At 65.5% G+C, this 16,311-nt stretch carries 13 protein-coding genes; 2 read left to right on the top strand and 11 right to left on the bottom strand.

The genetic code is table 11. The annotated features are described in order from the left end of the window. The first annotated feature begins 147 nt into the window (after positions 1 to 147). A complete protein-coding gene (locus tag FJ940_RS20145) occupies positions 148 to 1,134 on the top strand; it encodes an ABC transporter permease (RefSeq protein WP_140657676.1) in 987 nt (328 codons plus the stop codon). A 48-nt stretch (positions 1,135 to 1,182) separates the two neighbouring features. On the opposite strand, the gene FJ940_RS20140 is transcribed toward FJ940_RS20145, so the two are convergent. After that, positions 1,183 to 1,623: a hypothetical protein gene (locus tag FJ940_RS20140; protein ID WP_140582680.1), complete on the bottom strand. Its 441-nt coding sequence runs from the start codon at positions 1,621 to 1,623 to the stop codon at positions 1,183 to 1,185. 296 nt (positions 1,624 to 1,919) lie between these two features. Between FJ940_RS20140 and FJ940_RS20135 the strand changes: the two genes are divergently transcribed. Beyond that, on the top strand, positions 1,920 to 3,905 hold the full coding sequence (locus tag FJ940_RS20135) for an ABC transporter ATP-binding protein/permease (protein ID WP_140582421.1): 1,986 nt from the start codon (positions 1,920 to 1,922) through the stop codon (positions 3,903 to 3,905). 18 nt (positions 3,906 to 3,923) lie between these two features. Here the strand turns inward: FJ940_RS20135 and FJ940_RS20130 are convergent, their stop codons facing one another. From FJ940_RS20130 to FJ940_RS20085, 10 genes are all read right to left on the bottom strand, one after another. Beyond that, the gene (locus FJ940_RS20130; protein ID WP_224684818.1) at positions 3,924 to 4,415 is read right to left on the bottom strand and encodes an invasion associated locus B family protein; all 492 of its coding nucleotides are present in this window, start codon (positions 4,413 to 4,415) and stop codon (positions 3,924 to 3,926) included. Between the two features lie 189 nt (positions 4,416 to 4,604). Then, complete coding sequence (locus FJ940_RS20125; protein ID WP_140558900.1) at positions 4,605 to 5,072, bottom strand: DUF4189 domain-containing protein; 468 nt, start codon at positions 5,070 to 5,072, stop codon at positions 4,605 to 4,607. 49 nt (positions 5,073 to 5,121) lie between these two features. Then, entirely contained in the window at positions 5,122 to 5,808 is a 687-nt protein-coding gene (locus FJ940_RS20120) for a hypothetical protein (protein WP_140582424.1), read from the bottom strand. Positions 5,809 to 5,821: 13 nt separating this feature from the next. Next, a complete protein-coding gene (locus FJ940_RS20115) occupies positions 5,822 to 6,409 on the bottom strand; it encodes an invasion associated locus B family protein (protein WP_140582427.1) in 588 nt (195 codons plus the stop codon). 7 nt (positions 6,410 to 6,416) lie between these two features. Beyond that, the gene (locus FJ940_RS20110) at positions 6,417 to 10,820 is read right to left on the bottom strand and encodes a YadA-like family protein (protein WP_140657674.1); all 4,404 of its coding nucleotides are present in this window, start codon (positions 10,818 to 10,820) and stop codon (positions 6,417 to 6,419) included. Positions 10,821 to 11,016: 196 nt separating this feature from the next. Then, entirely contained in the window at positions 11,017 to 11,535 is a 519-nt protein-coding gene (locus tag FJ940_RS20105; protein ID WP_140500094.1) for an AraC family transcriptional regulator, read from the bottom strand. Between the two features lie 174 nt (positions 11,536 to 11,709). Then, positions 11,710 to 12,900, bottom strand: a complete 1,191-nt coding sequence (locus FJ940_RS20100; protein ID WP_224655996.1) for an AraC family transcriptional regulator — start codon at positions 12,898 to 12,900, stop codon at positions 11,710 to 11,712. 107 nt (positions 12,901 to 13,007) lie between these two features. Next, positions 13,008 to 13,208, bottom strand: a complete 201-nt coding sequence (locus tag FJ940_RS20095) for a hypothetical protein (RefSeq protein ID WP_140500096.1) — start codon at positions 13,206 to 13,208, stop codon at positions 13,008 to 13,010. A 187-nt stretch (positions 13,209 to 13,395) separates the two neighbouring features. After that, the gene (locus FJ940_RS20090) at positions 13,396 to 14,487 is read right to left on the bottom strand and encodes a BsuBI/PstI family type II restriction endonuclease (protein WP_140622960.1); all 1,092 of its coding nucleotides are present in this window, start codon (positions 14,485 to 14,487) and stop codon (positions 13,396 to 13,398) included. Further along, positions 14,484 to 16,256 (bottom strand): N-6 DNA methylase, encoded by a 1,773-nt coding sequence (locus FJ940_RS20085; RefSeq protein WP_246671060.1) that lies wholly within the window; start codon positions 16,254 to 16,256, stop codon positions 14,484 to 14,486. The genes FJ940_RS20090 and FJ940_RS20085 overlap by 4 nt, the downstream gene beginning before the upstream one ends. Positions 16,257 to 16,311: the final 55 nt, after the last annotated feature.

The raw sequence follows: 16,311 nt of genomic DNA, 5'->3' as shown, positions 1-16,311 counted from the left end.
GGCAGCTTCGGCGTCTCGCTCATTCTTGCAACGCCGACAATTTGCGAAAGCCGTCACCCCGTCCGATCTCCCCCCTGGAGGGGGAGATGTCCGGCAGGACAGAGGGGGGCGCCGTAGGGCGCTACATTTGCAGACAAGAGCCACCCCATGAGCACGTCAGCGGTCACGCCCCAACCCGTCCCCTTCGGCCGCCGTGTCAAACGCTTCATGGCCGACCGGCCGCTGATTCCGCTGGTCATCCTGCTGGTCATCCTGGTTGTGATTTTGCAGATCCTGCGCCCCGGCATCGTCAACGAGCGCTGGATCGCCAACACCATCAAATTCGCCATTCCCTTGGCGATCCTTGCCGGCTGCCAGACCATGACCATGCTGACCGGCGGCATCGATCTCTCTGTCGGCACGGTGGCGACGATGAGCGCCTTCATCATGGCTACGCAAGCCGTCAACCAGGAGCCAGCCGTGGCCTTCCTCCTGGCGATGATGCCGGCGGTGCTGATCGGCCTCGTCAACGGCATCGGCGTCGGCGTCTTCCGCGTCCATCCGCTGATCATGACGCTGGGCACCAGCCTGATCGGCACCGGCTTCCTGCAGGTCTATCAACGCACGGTGATCGCCTCGGGCGCCAAGATCCCCGATTTCCTCGCCTGGCTCGGCACCGGCGTGACCGCAGGGTTTCCCAACGCGCTGCTTCTGTTCGTCCCCGTCGCGGTGCTGATCGTCTTCGGCTTGAACCGCACCGGTTTCGGCCGCCTGCTCTACGCCGTCGGCGACAATGAGCGCGCGACCCGCCTTTCCGGCGTGCGCTACTGGCAGGTCATCACCGCGCTCTACGTCCTCTCCAGCCTGCTCGCCGGCATCACCGGCCTGCTCTATATCGGCTTGATCAAGGCCCCTTCCCTGTCCCTCGCCGAACCGCTGGTGCTGCCCTCCGTGGCCGCCGCCGTCATCGGCGGCACCTCCATCTTCGGCGGCCGCGGCGGCTATACCGGCACCATCATCGGCGCCTTGATCCTGACCGTGCTGACGACGCTGCTGACGATTTTGCAGATGCCGGAGGGGGCAAGAAGGATCCTGTTCGGCCTGATCGTGCTGTTCGTGACGGCGGCCTATCTGCGGATCGTGGAGGAGCGGTAGGGAGGGGCCGCCGGCTCATCCCTGGAAACACCGACGCAGTGATCGCCCTCACTTCACCGTGATGCTCACGCCGCTGAGATCGGCGTTGACTTGCAGCCCTACCTGCCTGCCCGTGAGCTCGAGCTGGGCGCCCTTGTCGTTGGTCATGACGATCACCTGGGCGCCCTTGCCGAGCGCGCCGCCGCCGCCCGCCGCGCCGTACACGCCCGTCACGTCCCGGGCGCGCTTGATATGGCGCACGGTGCCCCGGAAATAGGTCTTGGAGGCACCGAAGGCGAGGCCGCCCGAAATGCCGCCGACCGAGATCGGATACCGGCGGCCATGGAAGGTCAGCGTGCCCTCGCCTCCGGCGCCGCCGATGAAGAAGGCCGCCTTGTAGATGGAGAAGCGGATCGTTCCGGTGTCGGCGTGCGCGACACTGGCAAAGCCAACGCCCGCGGCAGTGATGACGGCGATGGCGACTGAACGAAATCTGGACGAAATCTTCATGACAAGGGGCTCCTCAAGGTCGCTGCTCACCCGACCGGGCCGGGACGTCGGCGTCGCATCGAAGTTCATGGCTAAACAGTCTCGCCCATCATTGGTTCCAAGCACACGGTCTCGTTCCGGCTGCGAGGAGACCGTCGCTAAACGGGCCCGCCGGCTGGCGAATTGTCCAGCGGCGGCTGGCGGCATCGCGGGTCGAGCAGGGGAGCACGGGGAGACCCATGGCGCCGTCTGGAGCGGGCCTGGTGAAACTTTTTGATTTTTAGGCCGTTGTCGCCGTTACATCCGAGGCTGAACTCATGCCGAAAACGGTCGACGGCGCCAGGCGGCGCAAGGCAGAGAAGTCGCACCAGGAGAAGGCCTCGACAGTCGAAGTTGCGTCCGAGGTCGTGGGCGAGGCTGCGCCGCCGCCCGGGGCCATCGAACCCGGTCCGGAGCTGACGCCGCAGGAGGCCGAGCAGGCGCGCAAGCGATACCTGCTGAGGCGCTTCTGGATCAGCGCGCGCGGCTACTGGAGCACGCGCGGCGACAAGCTGGCCTGGCCGTTCACGATCGGGCTGTTGATGCTGATATGCATCAATGTCGGCTTCCAGTATGGGATCAACATCTGGAACCGCTCGATCTTCGACGCCATCGAGCAGCGCAACGCCCACACCGTCTATGTGCTCAGCGCCGTGTTCCCGCCGCTCGTGGTTGGAAGCGCAAGCCTTGTCGTCGCGCAAGTCTACCTTCGCATGACGATCCAGCGCCGCTGGCGTTCCTGGTCGACCACCGCCATCATCGCGCGCTGGCTCGCAAGCGGCCGCTACTATCAGCTGAACCTCGTGGGCGGCGACCACACGAACCCCGAGGCACGCATCGCGGAGGATTTGCGGATCGCCACGGAATCGCCCGTCGATTTCATCTCCGGCGTGATCAACGCGTTTTTGTCGGCCTCCACTTTCATCGTGGTGCTGTGGACGATCGGCGGGGCGCTGACTTTGCCGATCGGAAGCTGGAGCGTCACCATTCCCGGCTTCCTGGTCGTGACCGCGGTGATCTACGCCGCCATCACCTCCACTTCGATGGTGGTCATCGGCCGCCATTTCGTGCGGCTCTCCGAGCAGAAGAACCAAGCGGAAGCCGATTTCCGCTACACGCTGACGCGCGTGCGCGAAAACGGCGAGAGCATCGCCTTGCTCGGCGGCGAGGAGGAGGAGCGCAGCGGCATCGACAAGACGTTCGGCACGGTGCTCCGGCAATGGGCGCTGCTGACAGGCCAGCACATGCGCACAGCGCTGGTGTCGCAGGGGTCGAGCCTGTTTGCGCCGGTCGTGCCGATCTTGCTTTGCGCGCCAAAATTTCTCGAAGGCAGCATGACCCTTGGACAGATCATGCAGGCTGCCTCAGCCTTCGCCATCGTGCAGGCCGCGTTCGGATGGCTGGTCGACAACTATCCCCGCCTCGCCGACTGGAACGCCTCGGCACGGCGTATTGCCTCGCTGATGATGTCGCTTGACGGGCTGGAGCGCGCCGAACGCAGCGACGCGCTGGGCCGCATCAGGCACGGCGAAACCGAAGACGGTGCGATGCTCAGCCTGGACAATCTCTCGGTGTCGCTCGACGACGGCACCGGCGTGGTCAAGGAAACCGAGGTAGAGATCGAGCCTGGCGAGCGGGTGCTGGTGGCCGGCGAATCCGGTTCGGGCAAGAGCACGCTGGTGCGCGCCGTCGCAGGCCTTTGGCCGTGGGGTGGCGGCAGCGTCGACTTCCACCCCGGCAGGCGGCTGTTCATGTTGCCGCAACGTCCCTACATCCCCTCCGGGACGCTGCGCCGCGCGGTCGCCTATCCGGCCGCCGCCGACAACTGGACGCTGGAGAAGATCAACGCCGCCCTCGACAAGGTGGGGCTCGATTATCTCAAGGACCGGATCGAGGAAGACGCGCCCTGGGACCAGACCCTGTCGGGTGGCGAAAAGCAGCGGCTCGCCTTCGCGCGCCTCCTGCTGCATCATCCCGATATCGTCGTTCTGGACGAAGCGACGTCTGCGCTCGATGAGAAGAGCCAGGACAAGATGATGGAGACGGTCATCCATGAATTACCGAAGGTGACCATCATAAGCGTCGCGCATCGCGCCGAGCTGGAAGCCTTCCACAGCCGCAAGATCACATTGGAGCGGCGCGAGGGCGGCGCAAAGCTTGTCAGCGATATTAATCTTGTGCCGCGCAAGGGCGGACGGAACCTGCTCAGGCGCGCCTTGTGGGGCTCCGGCGCTGCGGCCCAAAGGCCGCGCGAGCTGGAGTAAAACCGACTTCGTCCCTCCTCAGCGCCCGCTCAGCGCCGCGACGCGGTCGAGGGCGGCGGCGAGGCCTTTCAGGGAGACGGGGAAGTTGAGCTTGGTCTCGGCGTCGGTGATGACGTTGAGCGTCAATACGCCGCCCGCCTTCAGCTTCTGCGCCAGCGCCCGATCGATCGGAAACTGCGCCACGCATCCGTTCGGCAGGCAGGTGCGGAACCGCAACTGGCCGAGGGGCGGCTGGTCGTCGATCTGGATCGTCACGCCTGGGTCGAACAGGATGCCGAACGGCAGAAGCAGGGTTCCGGTCAATCCACCCTTCGGCCCCGCCCGCAACTCCACCGCCAGCAGCCTCTGGCCGTTCTTCTGCGTCTGGTCCTGCGAAACCGAGCAGGCGCGTGCATTGTCCTGGATGGTGCAGGCCAGGCTCCAGTCCTGATAGGTCTCCTGGAGCGACGACGCGCCGTTTGGAAGCGTGGCCGCGTGCTGTTGTTGCGCACAGGCACCCGATGCGGCCAGTGCCGCCGCGCAGACTGCGGCCGCCTTCAGAAGAACAAATCTGTCAAACAACGATGGCGACTTTCTCTTGGGGGTTCACGCGCATGGCCCCGAAAACCGGATGGGATTTTCGGGGCCGTGGGCATGGTCATCTGCCTCACGCAGGGTGCAAAAGCAATTCCAAAGCACGTCGCGTGAGCGCGGTGCGCTTCAGGTACAGACCCACTCGCGGATCTTGCATTCGGTTCCCGCCGCCTCGCAGGCATGCAGAGCGAGATCTTCCGCGTCCTTGCGGGTCTCGGCGGAGTTCGCGCCCCAGGGCGTCAGCCGGTCGCTCTGCTTCTCCTTAGCCACGGCCAGGGCGCCGCAGTGCTTGTAGGGAAAGCCCGTCTCGTCGTCGTCTGTCCAATGGCGGTGATTGCGGAACACGGTGACAACAGTGCAGCCCTTGCCGCCGGCGTTCTCGCAGTATTTCATCGCGGCGTCCTTCGCCTCCTGGCGCTTGTCGGCGCCCCAGAAGAAGCCGTGCTTGGTATCGATGCTGGAATAGGCGATCGCCCCCCAGATGCCCTTTTCCTCCTTCGGCTCCGGCTCCGGCGGCGCCACAAGGTCGGCCGAGACAACCTGCCCGCTCCACAGCAGGGCCATGCACAAAACTGCCAGACGTCGCGATATCATGGTCTGCAATCCTTTCCAGGAGCCCTCGCCCATTCGCCTATCCCGTGTCTCACTTCGACGCCGACGCTATGGAAATCACCACGCAGCTATTGCCGGTCGGCAGCAGAAGCGCTTCGCCCGAATTGCCGCCCAGCTCATACACTTCGACCTGGCCGAGATGGTCGGTGATCTTGCTGCCTTGCGGAAGAACGGACGGGATCTCCGAACACGGGCTGGCGAACGGTGCCACCCGCACCATCGCGCCTTCGCAGCCGGAAGCGGTGGGCGATGCGAAAACCACGCCGGCGGCCGGTCCGCTGTATTTTTCCGTCGCATAATCCATGCCGACGAGGGCCTGCACGGCGTGCTTGTCGGCGGCCTGGTCGTTCCACAAGGATTTGACGCTGTATTTAGAACCCGTCGTCAGCACCTGTCCGAGCACAGGAAAGATCGTCGAGCAGGCCTGCACCCCGGCCTGTTTGACATGTTCGAGGAAGGGCGAGTCCGGCAATGCGGGCGGCGCCGTCCCGGCCTGTGCGGCCGTCGGGGTGCCGACGAGACCGGCGATCGCGGCATAGTTGGCGGCAGCGAAGCCGATGCCGATCATGGCCAGCCCCAGCAGCGAGAAGCCCAGGACGCGCGGCCACCGCCGCTGCGGCTCGGCGCCCCTCTTGCGATCGGGCTCGACGATCCTCTTGCGGTCCGGCTCCACACTCGGGCCGCGCGCTGGGGAGATGAACGGGTCTTGCTGGCTCACGGTGCTGCCTCGGTTATTTGATTGGCGCAAGGGCCTCGGACAGCCCCTTGAGCGTTGCGGTCACGGTAATCGTCTGGCCGTCGACGGTCTTGTAGGAGATCGCCGGCGTCGCTTTCTGCACGATCTGCTGGCGCATGATGGGCCCCACCGGCAGCATGCCGACGCAGACCACTTCGTTGCAGCCGTTCAAGTGGATGTCGATCGGGTCGCGCCCGTCGAACTTCAGCGACACCAGGCCGTCGCTTTTCGCGTTCGGCGCGGTGCGCAGGATCATGTAGGGCTTGCCGTCCTGCGTGGCCGCGAGCGACCAGCTGAAGGCCATCTTGCCGGCCCCGTCCTCGATCACCTGCGAGACATTGCAGACCTTCTTGCGCGCCTTGAGGTTCTCGTCGCAGATCAGCGTCCAGTTCTCGAAGGGCCGGATGGTGCGCTGGTATTGGCCCAGCTTCACATCCGGCGGCACCGCCACGTCGGATGGCTTGATCCTGTAGGGCGCGGTCGCTTGCGCGGCGGCTGGCGCGGCGGCCAAGGACAGGCCGCCGGCAAGCGCCAGGCAGGTCAGGAGGAAAAGCCGGGCATGACGGCTGGTTGCCCCGTTCATTCCCGCCTCAGTTCAACGTGAAGCTCAGGCCGGCGCCGACACCGACATTTCCGCCCGCCGCCGTGCCCGAGACGTTGCCGCGGATGCGGCCGTCCTCGCTGGTGTAGCCCGCGCCGAAGGCAAAGGCGCTGGCGTCCCGCCAGAAGCCGCCGCCCGCCGCGACGCTCAGCTTTCCGGGACGGTCGTCGTAGCGCAGCGAGGCTGCGGCAAGGCCGATTGCCGCCGCTTGCCGGGCTTCGTCGCGGATGCCGCTGATGTCCGAATTCAGCTGGCCGAGTTTCTGGTCGGTATAGTCGTTGGCCTGTTGCAGGGTCGTGGCCGCCACCTTGTCGGTATAGCTGTTGGATGTGCTGATGGCGGTGTCCAGGCCCTTGGTCAGCTGGTTGACATTGACCGCGTCGGTGCCGGCGACGCCGGGTCCGACATTGGAGATGACGACCGGCGCGTTGACGTCGCCGCCTTGCAGCGTGATGGTGTTCGTCTTGGCGCCGCCCTGCGTGTCATACGTCACCGCATTCTGGTTGAGATTTCCGACGCCGGTTTGCAGGGCCTCGATCGCCTGGTTGGAGGCGAAGAGTTGCGAACCGTTGATCGCGTCGGTGCTGTCGGCGGCGATCCGTCCGGCAGCGACATTGGTGATCGTCCTCTCCGCGCCGGCATCGCCGACGCTGACTGTCCCGGTCGGCGTCGTGCCGGCAAAGGCATAGGTCTTGCCGTTGATGACGGTGCTGGAGGTGCCGACGGCGGTCTGCGTCACCGAGCCGGAGCCGAGCGCCACATCGTTGGCGTTGTTGGCCTGCGCGCCCTGGCCGAGCGCGACGGCGCCCGCCCCGGTAGCCGTAGAGCCATGGCCGGCGGCCAGGCTGTCGTTGCCGCTCGCCACGCTTTCGGGCCCGATCGCCACGGCGTCGGTGCCGCCGGCGATACTGTCGGCCAGCGACGAATTGGCGTGGAAGTACTTGATGCCGCCGCCATTGCTGATGGTGGTCAAGGCATTGTCGACCGCCGTGAGCCCGTCATAGACGGTCGTGTAGGTGTTGCCCTGGACGGTGTAGGTCGGCCCGGTGATCGAACCGTCGGGGTTGAGCGTGGTGTTGCCGCCGAACAGGTTGGTTACGTTTTGCGACACGCCGCGCAGCTGCGAGACGTTGACGCCGTCGGTGTCGGCCGAGCCCGCCGCGACATTGGTGAGCTTGCGTTCAGCTCCGGCGTCGCCGATCGACACCTCGCCCACCGAGGTCTGCGGAGCGGTCAGGGCAAAGGCCGCGTAGCCGGCCTGCGCGCCGACCGAGGTGATGGACTGCGCGCCCAGCGCCACGCTGTTGATGAAGGTGCTTTGCGCGCCGGCGCCGAGCGCCACCGACTGGATGCCGGAGGCGAGCGAATTGGTGCCGAAGGCCAGGCCGTCCGCCAGCATCACATGGGCGTTCTGGCCGATCGCGGTTCCGCCGGGCGCCGTCTGGTCGACGATGGCGCCGTTGCCGATGCCGATGCCGTTATCGCCGTTGACGACCGTGGTCGGACCGACCGCGACCGATTCCGCGCCGACCGCCAGCGAGTCGGCCGCCACCGAATTGGCATGGAAATACTTGGTCGAGGTGGCCGACACGGCGGCGATGGCGCCCGCGAGCTGGCGCACCGTCACCGCGTCCTGGTCCTGCGTGCCGTCGGCGACATTGGTGATCTGCCGGTAGGAGGTGGCGTTGCCGACCGAAACGGCGCCGAGCAGCGCCTTGTCGGTGGTGTTGTACTGGATGAAGTTGGATGGGCCGGCGGGCAGTTGCCCGGTAGCCGGAGCGATCGGGCGATCGGAGAGCGAACCCGAGCCGAGGGCCACGCCGCCGTCGATGCTGGCATTGCTGTCGCGGCCGAGCGCCAGCGCGCTGACGCCGGTGGCGGTCGCATTGTAGCCGACCGCTGTGGAGCCGACGCCCTGGGCGAAGGAATCGGTCTGCGCCAGCCCGAACTCATTGGTGCGGGCATAGCGGATGCCTTCGCCATTGGCGTCGGTGAAGACGGTCGACGTGTCGCCGGTGATGTTGTTGATCGTGTTGCCGAGATTGGTCACGCCTGCGCCGATATTGGAAATGGCGGTGGTGTTGGCCGTCACCTGCTGATTGGTGGCGAAGAGCTGCGAGCCGTTGACCGCGTCGGTCGAACCGCCGTTCAACTGTCCGGCGGCGACGTTCTGGATCTGGCGCTCGGCGCCGGCCGAGCCGACCGAGAAGGCGCCCGCCGGCGTGCCGCCGGCGAAGGTATAGTTGACGCCGCCGATCGTCGTGCCGCCGACATTGGTCGTGGCGCCCGACGTCGAATTCAGGCCGATCGCGACATCGCCGGCATTGTTGGCGACCGCATTCGGGCCGACAGCGACGGAATCGGCTCCCAGCGCCTGCGAATCCGCCAGCGTCGAGTTGGCATGGAAATACTTGATGCCGCCGCCAACATTGATGTTGTTGACGACGGCGCCGATGGCATCGACCGCCTGGTTGGTGGCGAAGAGCTGCGAGCCGTTGATGGCGTCGGTCGAGAGCGCGCTGATCCGCCCAGCCGCCAGGTTGGTGATGGTGCGTTCCGCGCCGGCCGCGCCGATGCTGACCGTCGAGGTCGGGTTGGTGCCCTGGAAGGCGTAGGTGGTGCCGTTGACCACCCCGCTGGCCGTGCCGACCGCCGTGGTGGTCACCGAGCCCGAGCCGAGCGCCACGTCGCCGGAGCTTGCCGCCGCCGTCGCGCCATCGCCGAGCGCGACATTTCCGGCGAGGCCGGCCGCGCCCGCCGTCGAGCCGTTGCCCAGTGCGACCGAGCCCTGCCCGATCGCCTTGTTGCTGTTGCCGATCGCGACAGCGCCGTTGGCCATGTTGGCCGCGGTGGCGGTCGCCGTGCCGTCGCTGTTGGCGATGTTGTTGGCGCCGCCGGTGAAGGCGCCGGTGCCGCTGGCATAGCTCGGGTCGCCGATCGAGACCGCGCCGTCGCCAAAGGCGGTGTTGCCGGAGCCGATGGAGACGGCCTTGCCGCCGGTCGCTACCGCATTGGTGCCCATGGCGACCGCTTCGGCGGAATCCGCCTTGGCGCTGGCGCCCAAGGCGATGGTGTTAGCCGCCGTCGCGTTGGTCGAGGGGCCGATGGCGATGGAATTGGCTCCGCTCGCGGTACTGGTGGCGCCTACCACAATGGAGTAGGCGCCGGACGCAGTGGAGCCTGCGCTGCCCACCACGGTGGCGCCGGCGCCAGTGGCGTTGACGGAAACGCCAAGCGCCACGGCCTGCGTGGCTGTCGCGTTGGTAGAGGAGCCCATGGCGATGGCACCGTCCTCCGTGGCATTGGCCAGCGTGCCGAGCGCCATCGCGTTGTTCTTATTCGCAAGCGCGCTGGTGCCGATGGCGATGCTGTTGGGCACGGCCGTGTCGGCCTGCACGCCTGCCTGCGCGCCCACACCGAATGCAATGGACTGGTTGCCCCAGGCGCTGGCGTTCTTACCCATCGCCGTGGCGCCCGTTCCCGTTGCCTTGCTTTGGCGTCCGATTGCGGTGGTGTCGACCTGAGACGCCGTCACGTCCGTACCGATAGCAATGGCGCTCTGGGCCAAGGCTCCCGTCCCGGCAGCGGTGCGCGAGCCGAGATAGACGGCGTTTATCGCGGTTGCGGTCGACTGGAAGCCGACGGCGACGGCATTTTGGCTGTTCGCAACGGTGCTGGTGCCTTGTGCAACAGCGTCCAGCCCGGACGCCCCTGCGAACTGCCCAATCGCAGTGCTGCGCAGCCCGCTGGCTACGGACCCGTAGCCAGCGGCGAAGGCATAGTTGTTGCTGGCCGTGGCGCTGACACCGACTGCGGTGGAGTTCCCTCCCGAAGCTTGGGCGTTGGTGCCCAGCGCGCTGGCCCCGGCCCCAGTGGCACCCGCGGCGACGCCGATCGCTACCGTGTTGATATTGTTTGAAATCGTACCGGAGCCGATCGCCACTGCGCCGCCGGTGCCCGTGGCCGACGCGGTGCGACCAATGGCGACGCCGTATTGCGCCGTCGATTGGGCCTGGAAGCCGAGCGCTATGGCCCAGTTAAGGCTGGCGTTTGAGCCGTTTCCGACCGCGATGGCCTCGGGAGCGGTCGCGGACCCGCCGCCGGCCTGATATTGCGCCTGAGCCGGCGTCGCGGCCATACCCATGGCGAAGGCGCCCAGCGTCACGGCGGTCCCGAGCGCCCCGCCGACGCCCAGCGTTCCCAACCCCAGGCGCTTGCGCCCCATGCCGAGCGCACGATGCGCCATGCGCAGGACCGCCATCAAGCGGCGCCGGGCCGAGCGGGACCGAGGATCGCCATTCGCGATCCAGTGACTGGCGAAATGCGCCGCACGGCGCTGAACAAGGAGCGAGCCGCCCGAAATATGGCCGCCCGAAATATGATTGTCGGTCATGGTTCCCTCTCCGCTGGCCGGCACGAAATGTCTGACACTTCCACTCCACAGCAGGAAGACATGATTCCCCTTCGCGGTATTTCACGAAATTGCTGTCTTGTGAGAAAAGATACGAGCATATACGCGGAGGTTAACGGCTCGTTACCTTAGCAACTGCTTTAAAATCAAGTAATCAAATAATGACGAGAGCGCGGCTTCATCTAATCTTTGCGTTAAACTTGCCCGCCCGCGCCTGCATCGGCGTCATCTGCCGGTATTTCTTCATCATGGTGGTGAAGTGGCTCTGGCTCGAAAACCCGCTGAGATGGGCGATGTCGGCGATGGTCATGCGGCTGTCGGCAAGAAGTCTTTCCGCGAAGTCCAGCCTGAGATCGAGAACATATTGATGCGGCGGCATGCCGAACGTCTTGGAGAAGGCGCGCACGAAGTGGTACGATGAAAATCCGCAGACGGCGGCCATTTCGGCAAGCGCCAGCTTGCGCGAGAAGTTCTCGTTCAGGAACTCCTGCACCTTGCGCGCACTGCGGACGGAAAGCCCGCCCTTCACGTTGAGCAGCGGCTGCCGGGCCGGATTGGCTCCGGATACCGATCCGGGGGGACCATCATCGCCCGGCATTTTTCGGCCTCCCGATATTTCCCAGATGAACTTCAACCCGAGGCCTCCCTCCCCGTTCCCCTGAAAAACAATTCGTGATTGATCGAAGCGGGCCCGCATCGCCAACCCCGCTCATGTGATCGATCCGGCCGGATGGCAAGCAATGCGCGAACTGAATGGCATTCCAAATGACTCCAGCAAAGCTTGGGGCACAGGTGGTGACGGACGTATTTTAAAAAACTCCGGAAGCCTTGTAGGAAATTCCGGTCTTGGATCGCTGGCCAGCAGCTGTTGCTACTTTGCCATGGTCGGGCTTTCAATTCCTGCGGAAAGCGTCACCAGCCCGCCTGGCGTCCTTCCCCTGTATCTCTTCATGGTCGCGGCCAGGTGGCTCTGATCCGAAAATCCGGCAAGGTAGGCGACTTCGGCAATCGGCAACTCTCCGCCGGCCAGCAGCTTTTCCGCGAGATCGAGGCGCAGGTTGATCAGATACCGATGCGGCGGCATGCCGAATGTCCCGGCGAACCTTGCTATGAAATGATTTGGTGACACCCCCGCGACCGACGCGAGCTCGGCGACCATGACTTTCCGCACGAAGTTCTGGTCGAGATACTCTCGCACGCGTCGGGCGCCAACGGCGGAGAGCCCGCCTTTGGGCGACGCGGCCTGCCTCTTGCGACCCGTATAACCGCGCAGCAGATGCACCCCGAACACCGTCAGCAGCGAGTCCAGATAGAGCTCGTTCGGCGGCAGCCTGTCGGTCAGTTCGGCAGTGATCATCTGGGCTATGTTGAGCGCCCTCAGGTCAACCGTGCCGAACGCGGGCGGCTCGAGCTTGACGTCCGGGAGGTCGAACTCATGGGCCGCCAGCTCGGACAGCGCTTCGGGAGAGATCGAAACGACGGCGTTCTCCCTGGTCTGCGACCAGGCCAGCGTGCTGTCGACGCCCGCCGGATTGACGACGAGACAGCCGACCGGCGCATCGTACTGCGTGATCCTGTCACTGCCGAGCGAGGCTCTCAGCTTGCGTGCCGGCCTCAGCACAATCCCCGTGGAATGCTCCCTGGCCAGGAATTTCTGCGATCCCGGACTGCGGACGGAATAGATGACGCTTCCGCGGGCGGTGGCTCTTCTGGGACCAGCACTTTCCGGAATGATATCCAGGACGTATCGAGCTGTCCGCTCTTGATCGACGCCCTGGGAATCGCCGCTTTCCCGAGCCCCGCCCGCATGTTTCATACGTGTTGCCTCAGCCGGCTTACCGCCGCTTGGTATCCCCTTCCCCTGACCCGGAATCAACGTAACGCACACGCCTCGAATTGAAAAGAACTTCCACGCGCAAAGAAAATTCTTTATTCGAGATAAGAAAGAAGAACTGACCGTCGAAGGAAGTTCAGCAGCATTTCTGTCAATAGCGAAGAGCCTTGACGGATCTTCGCTTCCGGATTCGTCGGCCCGGGCGTAAGCCGGCAACGCATCGGTCACGAAGGAGGAGTTCACATGCGAGGCTGTGTCGGCCCTGTGGTTCGACAGCGTTGTTCGGCATCAGTGGCACGCAACGGCGCGGCGCGGAGCCAGTCGTTCACGGCCGTCTATTGCGGGTCCCCGCGACCTTTTTCGTAAAGATCCCACGCGAGTTCCACAAAAGCCAGAAGCACATCATCCTTGTCCCAGCCGGCCGCGACAGCCGCCTCGACGATTTCGCCCACGAGAGGCAACAATTGGCGCTGGCAGGCGAGCGGGATGTCAGCCTCGGATTCATCCACTGGAGGTCCATCGAAGTTGAACTTCATCGTTTGGCGCTCCCCTCGCCATCAAACGAAATGCTACTCGTTCCCAACAAACGAAGTGCTATTCGCCAGACCTTATTCCTATACAATAACTCCAACATTAAACATAGCAGGCTAGGCCGCCAACGGAGCGCAACACCGGATAATCCGTGTATCGACCGGCTGTCCTAGTGACGCTGGGGAAGCGTTATTACATCACTGTCCAAGGCAAGCTGCCGAATGGACGCCCGTCGGCCGCGCCGTCATGAAGCACGAGGAGTTGGCCGGGTTCGGAGACGAACCAGGCGAACGAGCCCCAGGCAAGCTGCGCGACGGTCTTCTTGAAGCCGGCGGACTGGCGATCCTGATAGGCGGTCAGGAACGCGATCTGTTTTCGGTCGAAACCGGCCGCGTCCGTGACAGCATGGAGGGCATCGCGCCGGCGATCCGTGATCGCGCCATCGGTCGCCACCACTTCCACGAACAGGATCAACGGCTCCTTGCGGCCGAGATCGGCGAGGATGATGTCGGGCAAGTTCCTGTCGGCCTCGATCTTGAGGCCGATCGCACTGGCGATGGCGTCGTCGCGCAGGACCACCTTGTTGCCGCTCTCGCTCAGCCACAACATGGCGGGGGCGGCGAGAAACCGTTTGGCGAACACCTCGATGACGGCTTGCGCGATGACCGAACTCGGTCCCGGCGCCAAAAGCCTGGTGTCGCCGTTCGGAAACGTGACGCGGATGCCGGCGGTGTTGGCGACAGCGCCGGCGCGCATGATGGTCACGCGGGCCAGCGCGCCCTTGCTGAGATGCGTTTCCTGGAAGTCCGCGATGGCGGTTTCCAGCGCCTCGCCTTCCAGCGCCGGGTCGAACAGGGCTGCAAATGCCGCCCTCAGCGCATAGCGGGGCTGGCCCGAGGTCGTCGGCAGATCCTCGCGACGCAGCACCGAGCCGATCGCCACCAGCCCGTCCCGCAGCGTCTCGTCGCGGATGGGCTCGCGCGTATTGTCCGCGTACCAGCGTGATCCCGCGACGGCGCCGTTCTTGCGCAGGACGGTTGCGGCGTAGGCATCGCGATCTGCATCGTCCGCCAGCGCCGCCTGCTCGCGGGTCATGCGATAAACATGGACAGGGCCCAGGAATCGCCCCGAACCCTCGACGGCGCCGATGTAGAGAGCGGCGAACACGGTGCTGGCGGCAAGTTCGCGGATGCAATAGATGCGGTTCGGCGTGCCTTCCGGAAAGATCAGCGGCAAGCGCCCGGCGACAAGATCGCGCGTCGCATAGGGCGGCCGTGCCGTCATGCAGGCTCACCGTAGAGGCGGCTGCATTCCGCCTCGATTTTTTCGCGCGTTGCACCGGCTGCGACGAGCTTCGCCAACGTGCTGGTGCTCTTGGGCGGCGGCAGCGGCAGCGCTTCCAGCTCGAAGGCGGAAACGGCGACGCTGCCGCTGATGCAGCGGAAAAGATCATCGACGACGCGGCTGTTCAAAAGCGCCGCCACCACCGCCGCCGGCACCTTGATGCCGCCGGTCGCGCGGACCATGTTGAGATGGTTTTCGACGACGACGCCGCCATGCGCATCGATGAATTCCTGGCGAAGTTCGGCGGCGATCAGGCGCCGGGCCTGTTCCTTGGCGGTGGTACGCTGGACGAGGATGCAGGGCGCCTCGACAAGCAGCCAGCCGTCGCCGGCCTCCAGCTTGAAGTAGGGAGCGTGGTTCTTCTTGCGCGCGCGATAGGCGAACTGGCCGTCGGCGGTCACGGCTTCGGCCCAGATCAACGGATGCACCCCCTTGCCGCCGGCGCGATCGCGCAATTGACCCTTGAAGCGGTTCCAGACCAGCGGGCCGGTCGAGACCCCATAGCCCCAGTCGGCAAGGCGATGCGTCATCGTCTCGGCCTGGGCGATGAGCCGGCTGTGCTCCGGCGTGCGCGGCGCAAGCCAGGGCATGGCGCGGTCGGATGGCAAGCCAATCGTGCCGTTGCGGGCAATCCCGGCCTCGGTCTCGGAGGCGACGGTCAGGTAGTGGATCTGCGCGCGCCGCGGCTCGGCGCCGTTGACGTAGACGGCAAGCAGCGTCTCTTGCAACACATCCTCGAAAACGCCGCGCCGCGCATGCACGAAGTCGATCGCGACGGGCGGCGCCTCCTTGGCCAGAAGGCTGCGCAGCGCCGAGTAGTATTGGCCGCCGAGAAAGCTTGTCGGCGTCAGGAAGGCGATAAGGCCGCCAGGCTTGGTCCAGCGCAACGCGGCATCGGTGAAAACGCCGTAGAGATTGGCGTGCCCGTAGAGGCCGCGCGCATAGCGCTCGCGCAATTGCGACGGCAGCGAGACCCGCCCATAGGGCGGATTGCCGACGACGAGATCGAAGACGGGTTCCGGATCGGCTTCAAGCGTGTCGCAGGCCGTCACCATGGCCGGGGCGGCGCGCCCGGCCCTGGTCGCAATATCGGCGAGCGCGATCTCCAGGGCGCCTTGCGCCAGCCGCGCCGCGAGAGGATCGAGCTCGAAACCGGCAAGCCTGGTGCCGACATGGCTGAGCGCGAAGGCGGGCTCGCAATCGCCGAGCGCGGCGATCATTCGGTGCGCGGCATGAAACAGAAACGTCCCACCTCCGGCGGCGGGATCGAGAACCCGCGCGCTGCGCCAGTCCAGGCCCTCTTCCTCGGCCTGGTCGAGCAGGCGGTTGACCAGCGCCGGCGGCGTGTAGAAGGCACCGCGCTCACCGCGCTCCCTGGTCGGCAGCAGGACCGGATAGAGGCTGGTGACGAGATGCAGCGCTTCGAGGATCGGCAGCCGCGCGGCGGTCTCTCCGATGCTGTGCGCAAGCGCGGAGGCCGGCTCGTCCAGCGCTTCCGTTTCGAAGGCGAGCGAGGGGCAGATCGCCGGAGAAATGCCGAGGGCCGCCGACAAGGCCTCCAGCGCGCGCCGGGTCAGCGAAACCGCATAGGTTTCGCGGTCGCATTCGTCGATCGTCTCGCACCATGCGCGTGCCAGAAGGCGAGCCTTCGACAGCTCCGCGCGCGCCGCTCGCAATGCATCAGCCACCGAGCGCAAGACGGCAGGCAATTTCGACCCACGAATCTGTGAAATTTTTCCCATCGCCCTCGACCGTACCGCGCAA

It is taken from the genome of Mesorhizobium sp. B2-3-7 (assembly GCF_006442695.1).
In the GTDB taxonomy this organism is placed as follows: domain Bacteria; phylum Pseudomonadota; class Alphaproteobacteria; order Rhizobiales; family Rhizobiaceae; genus Mesorhizobium.
The sequence above is the reverse complement of the archived record's forward strand: the minus strand, read 5'-3'. Positions and strand labels throughout refer to the sequence as shown.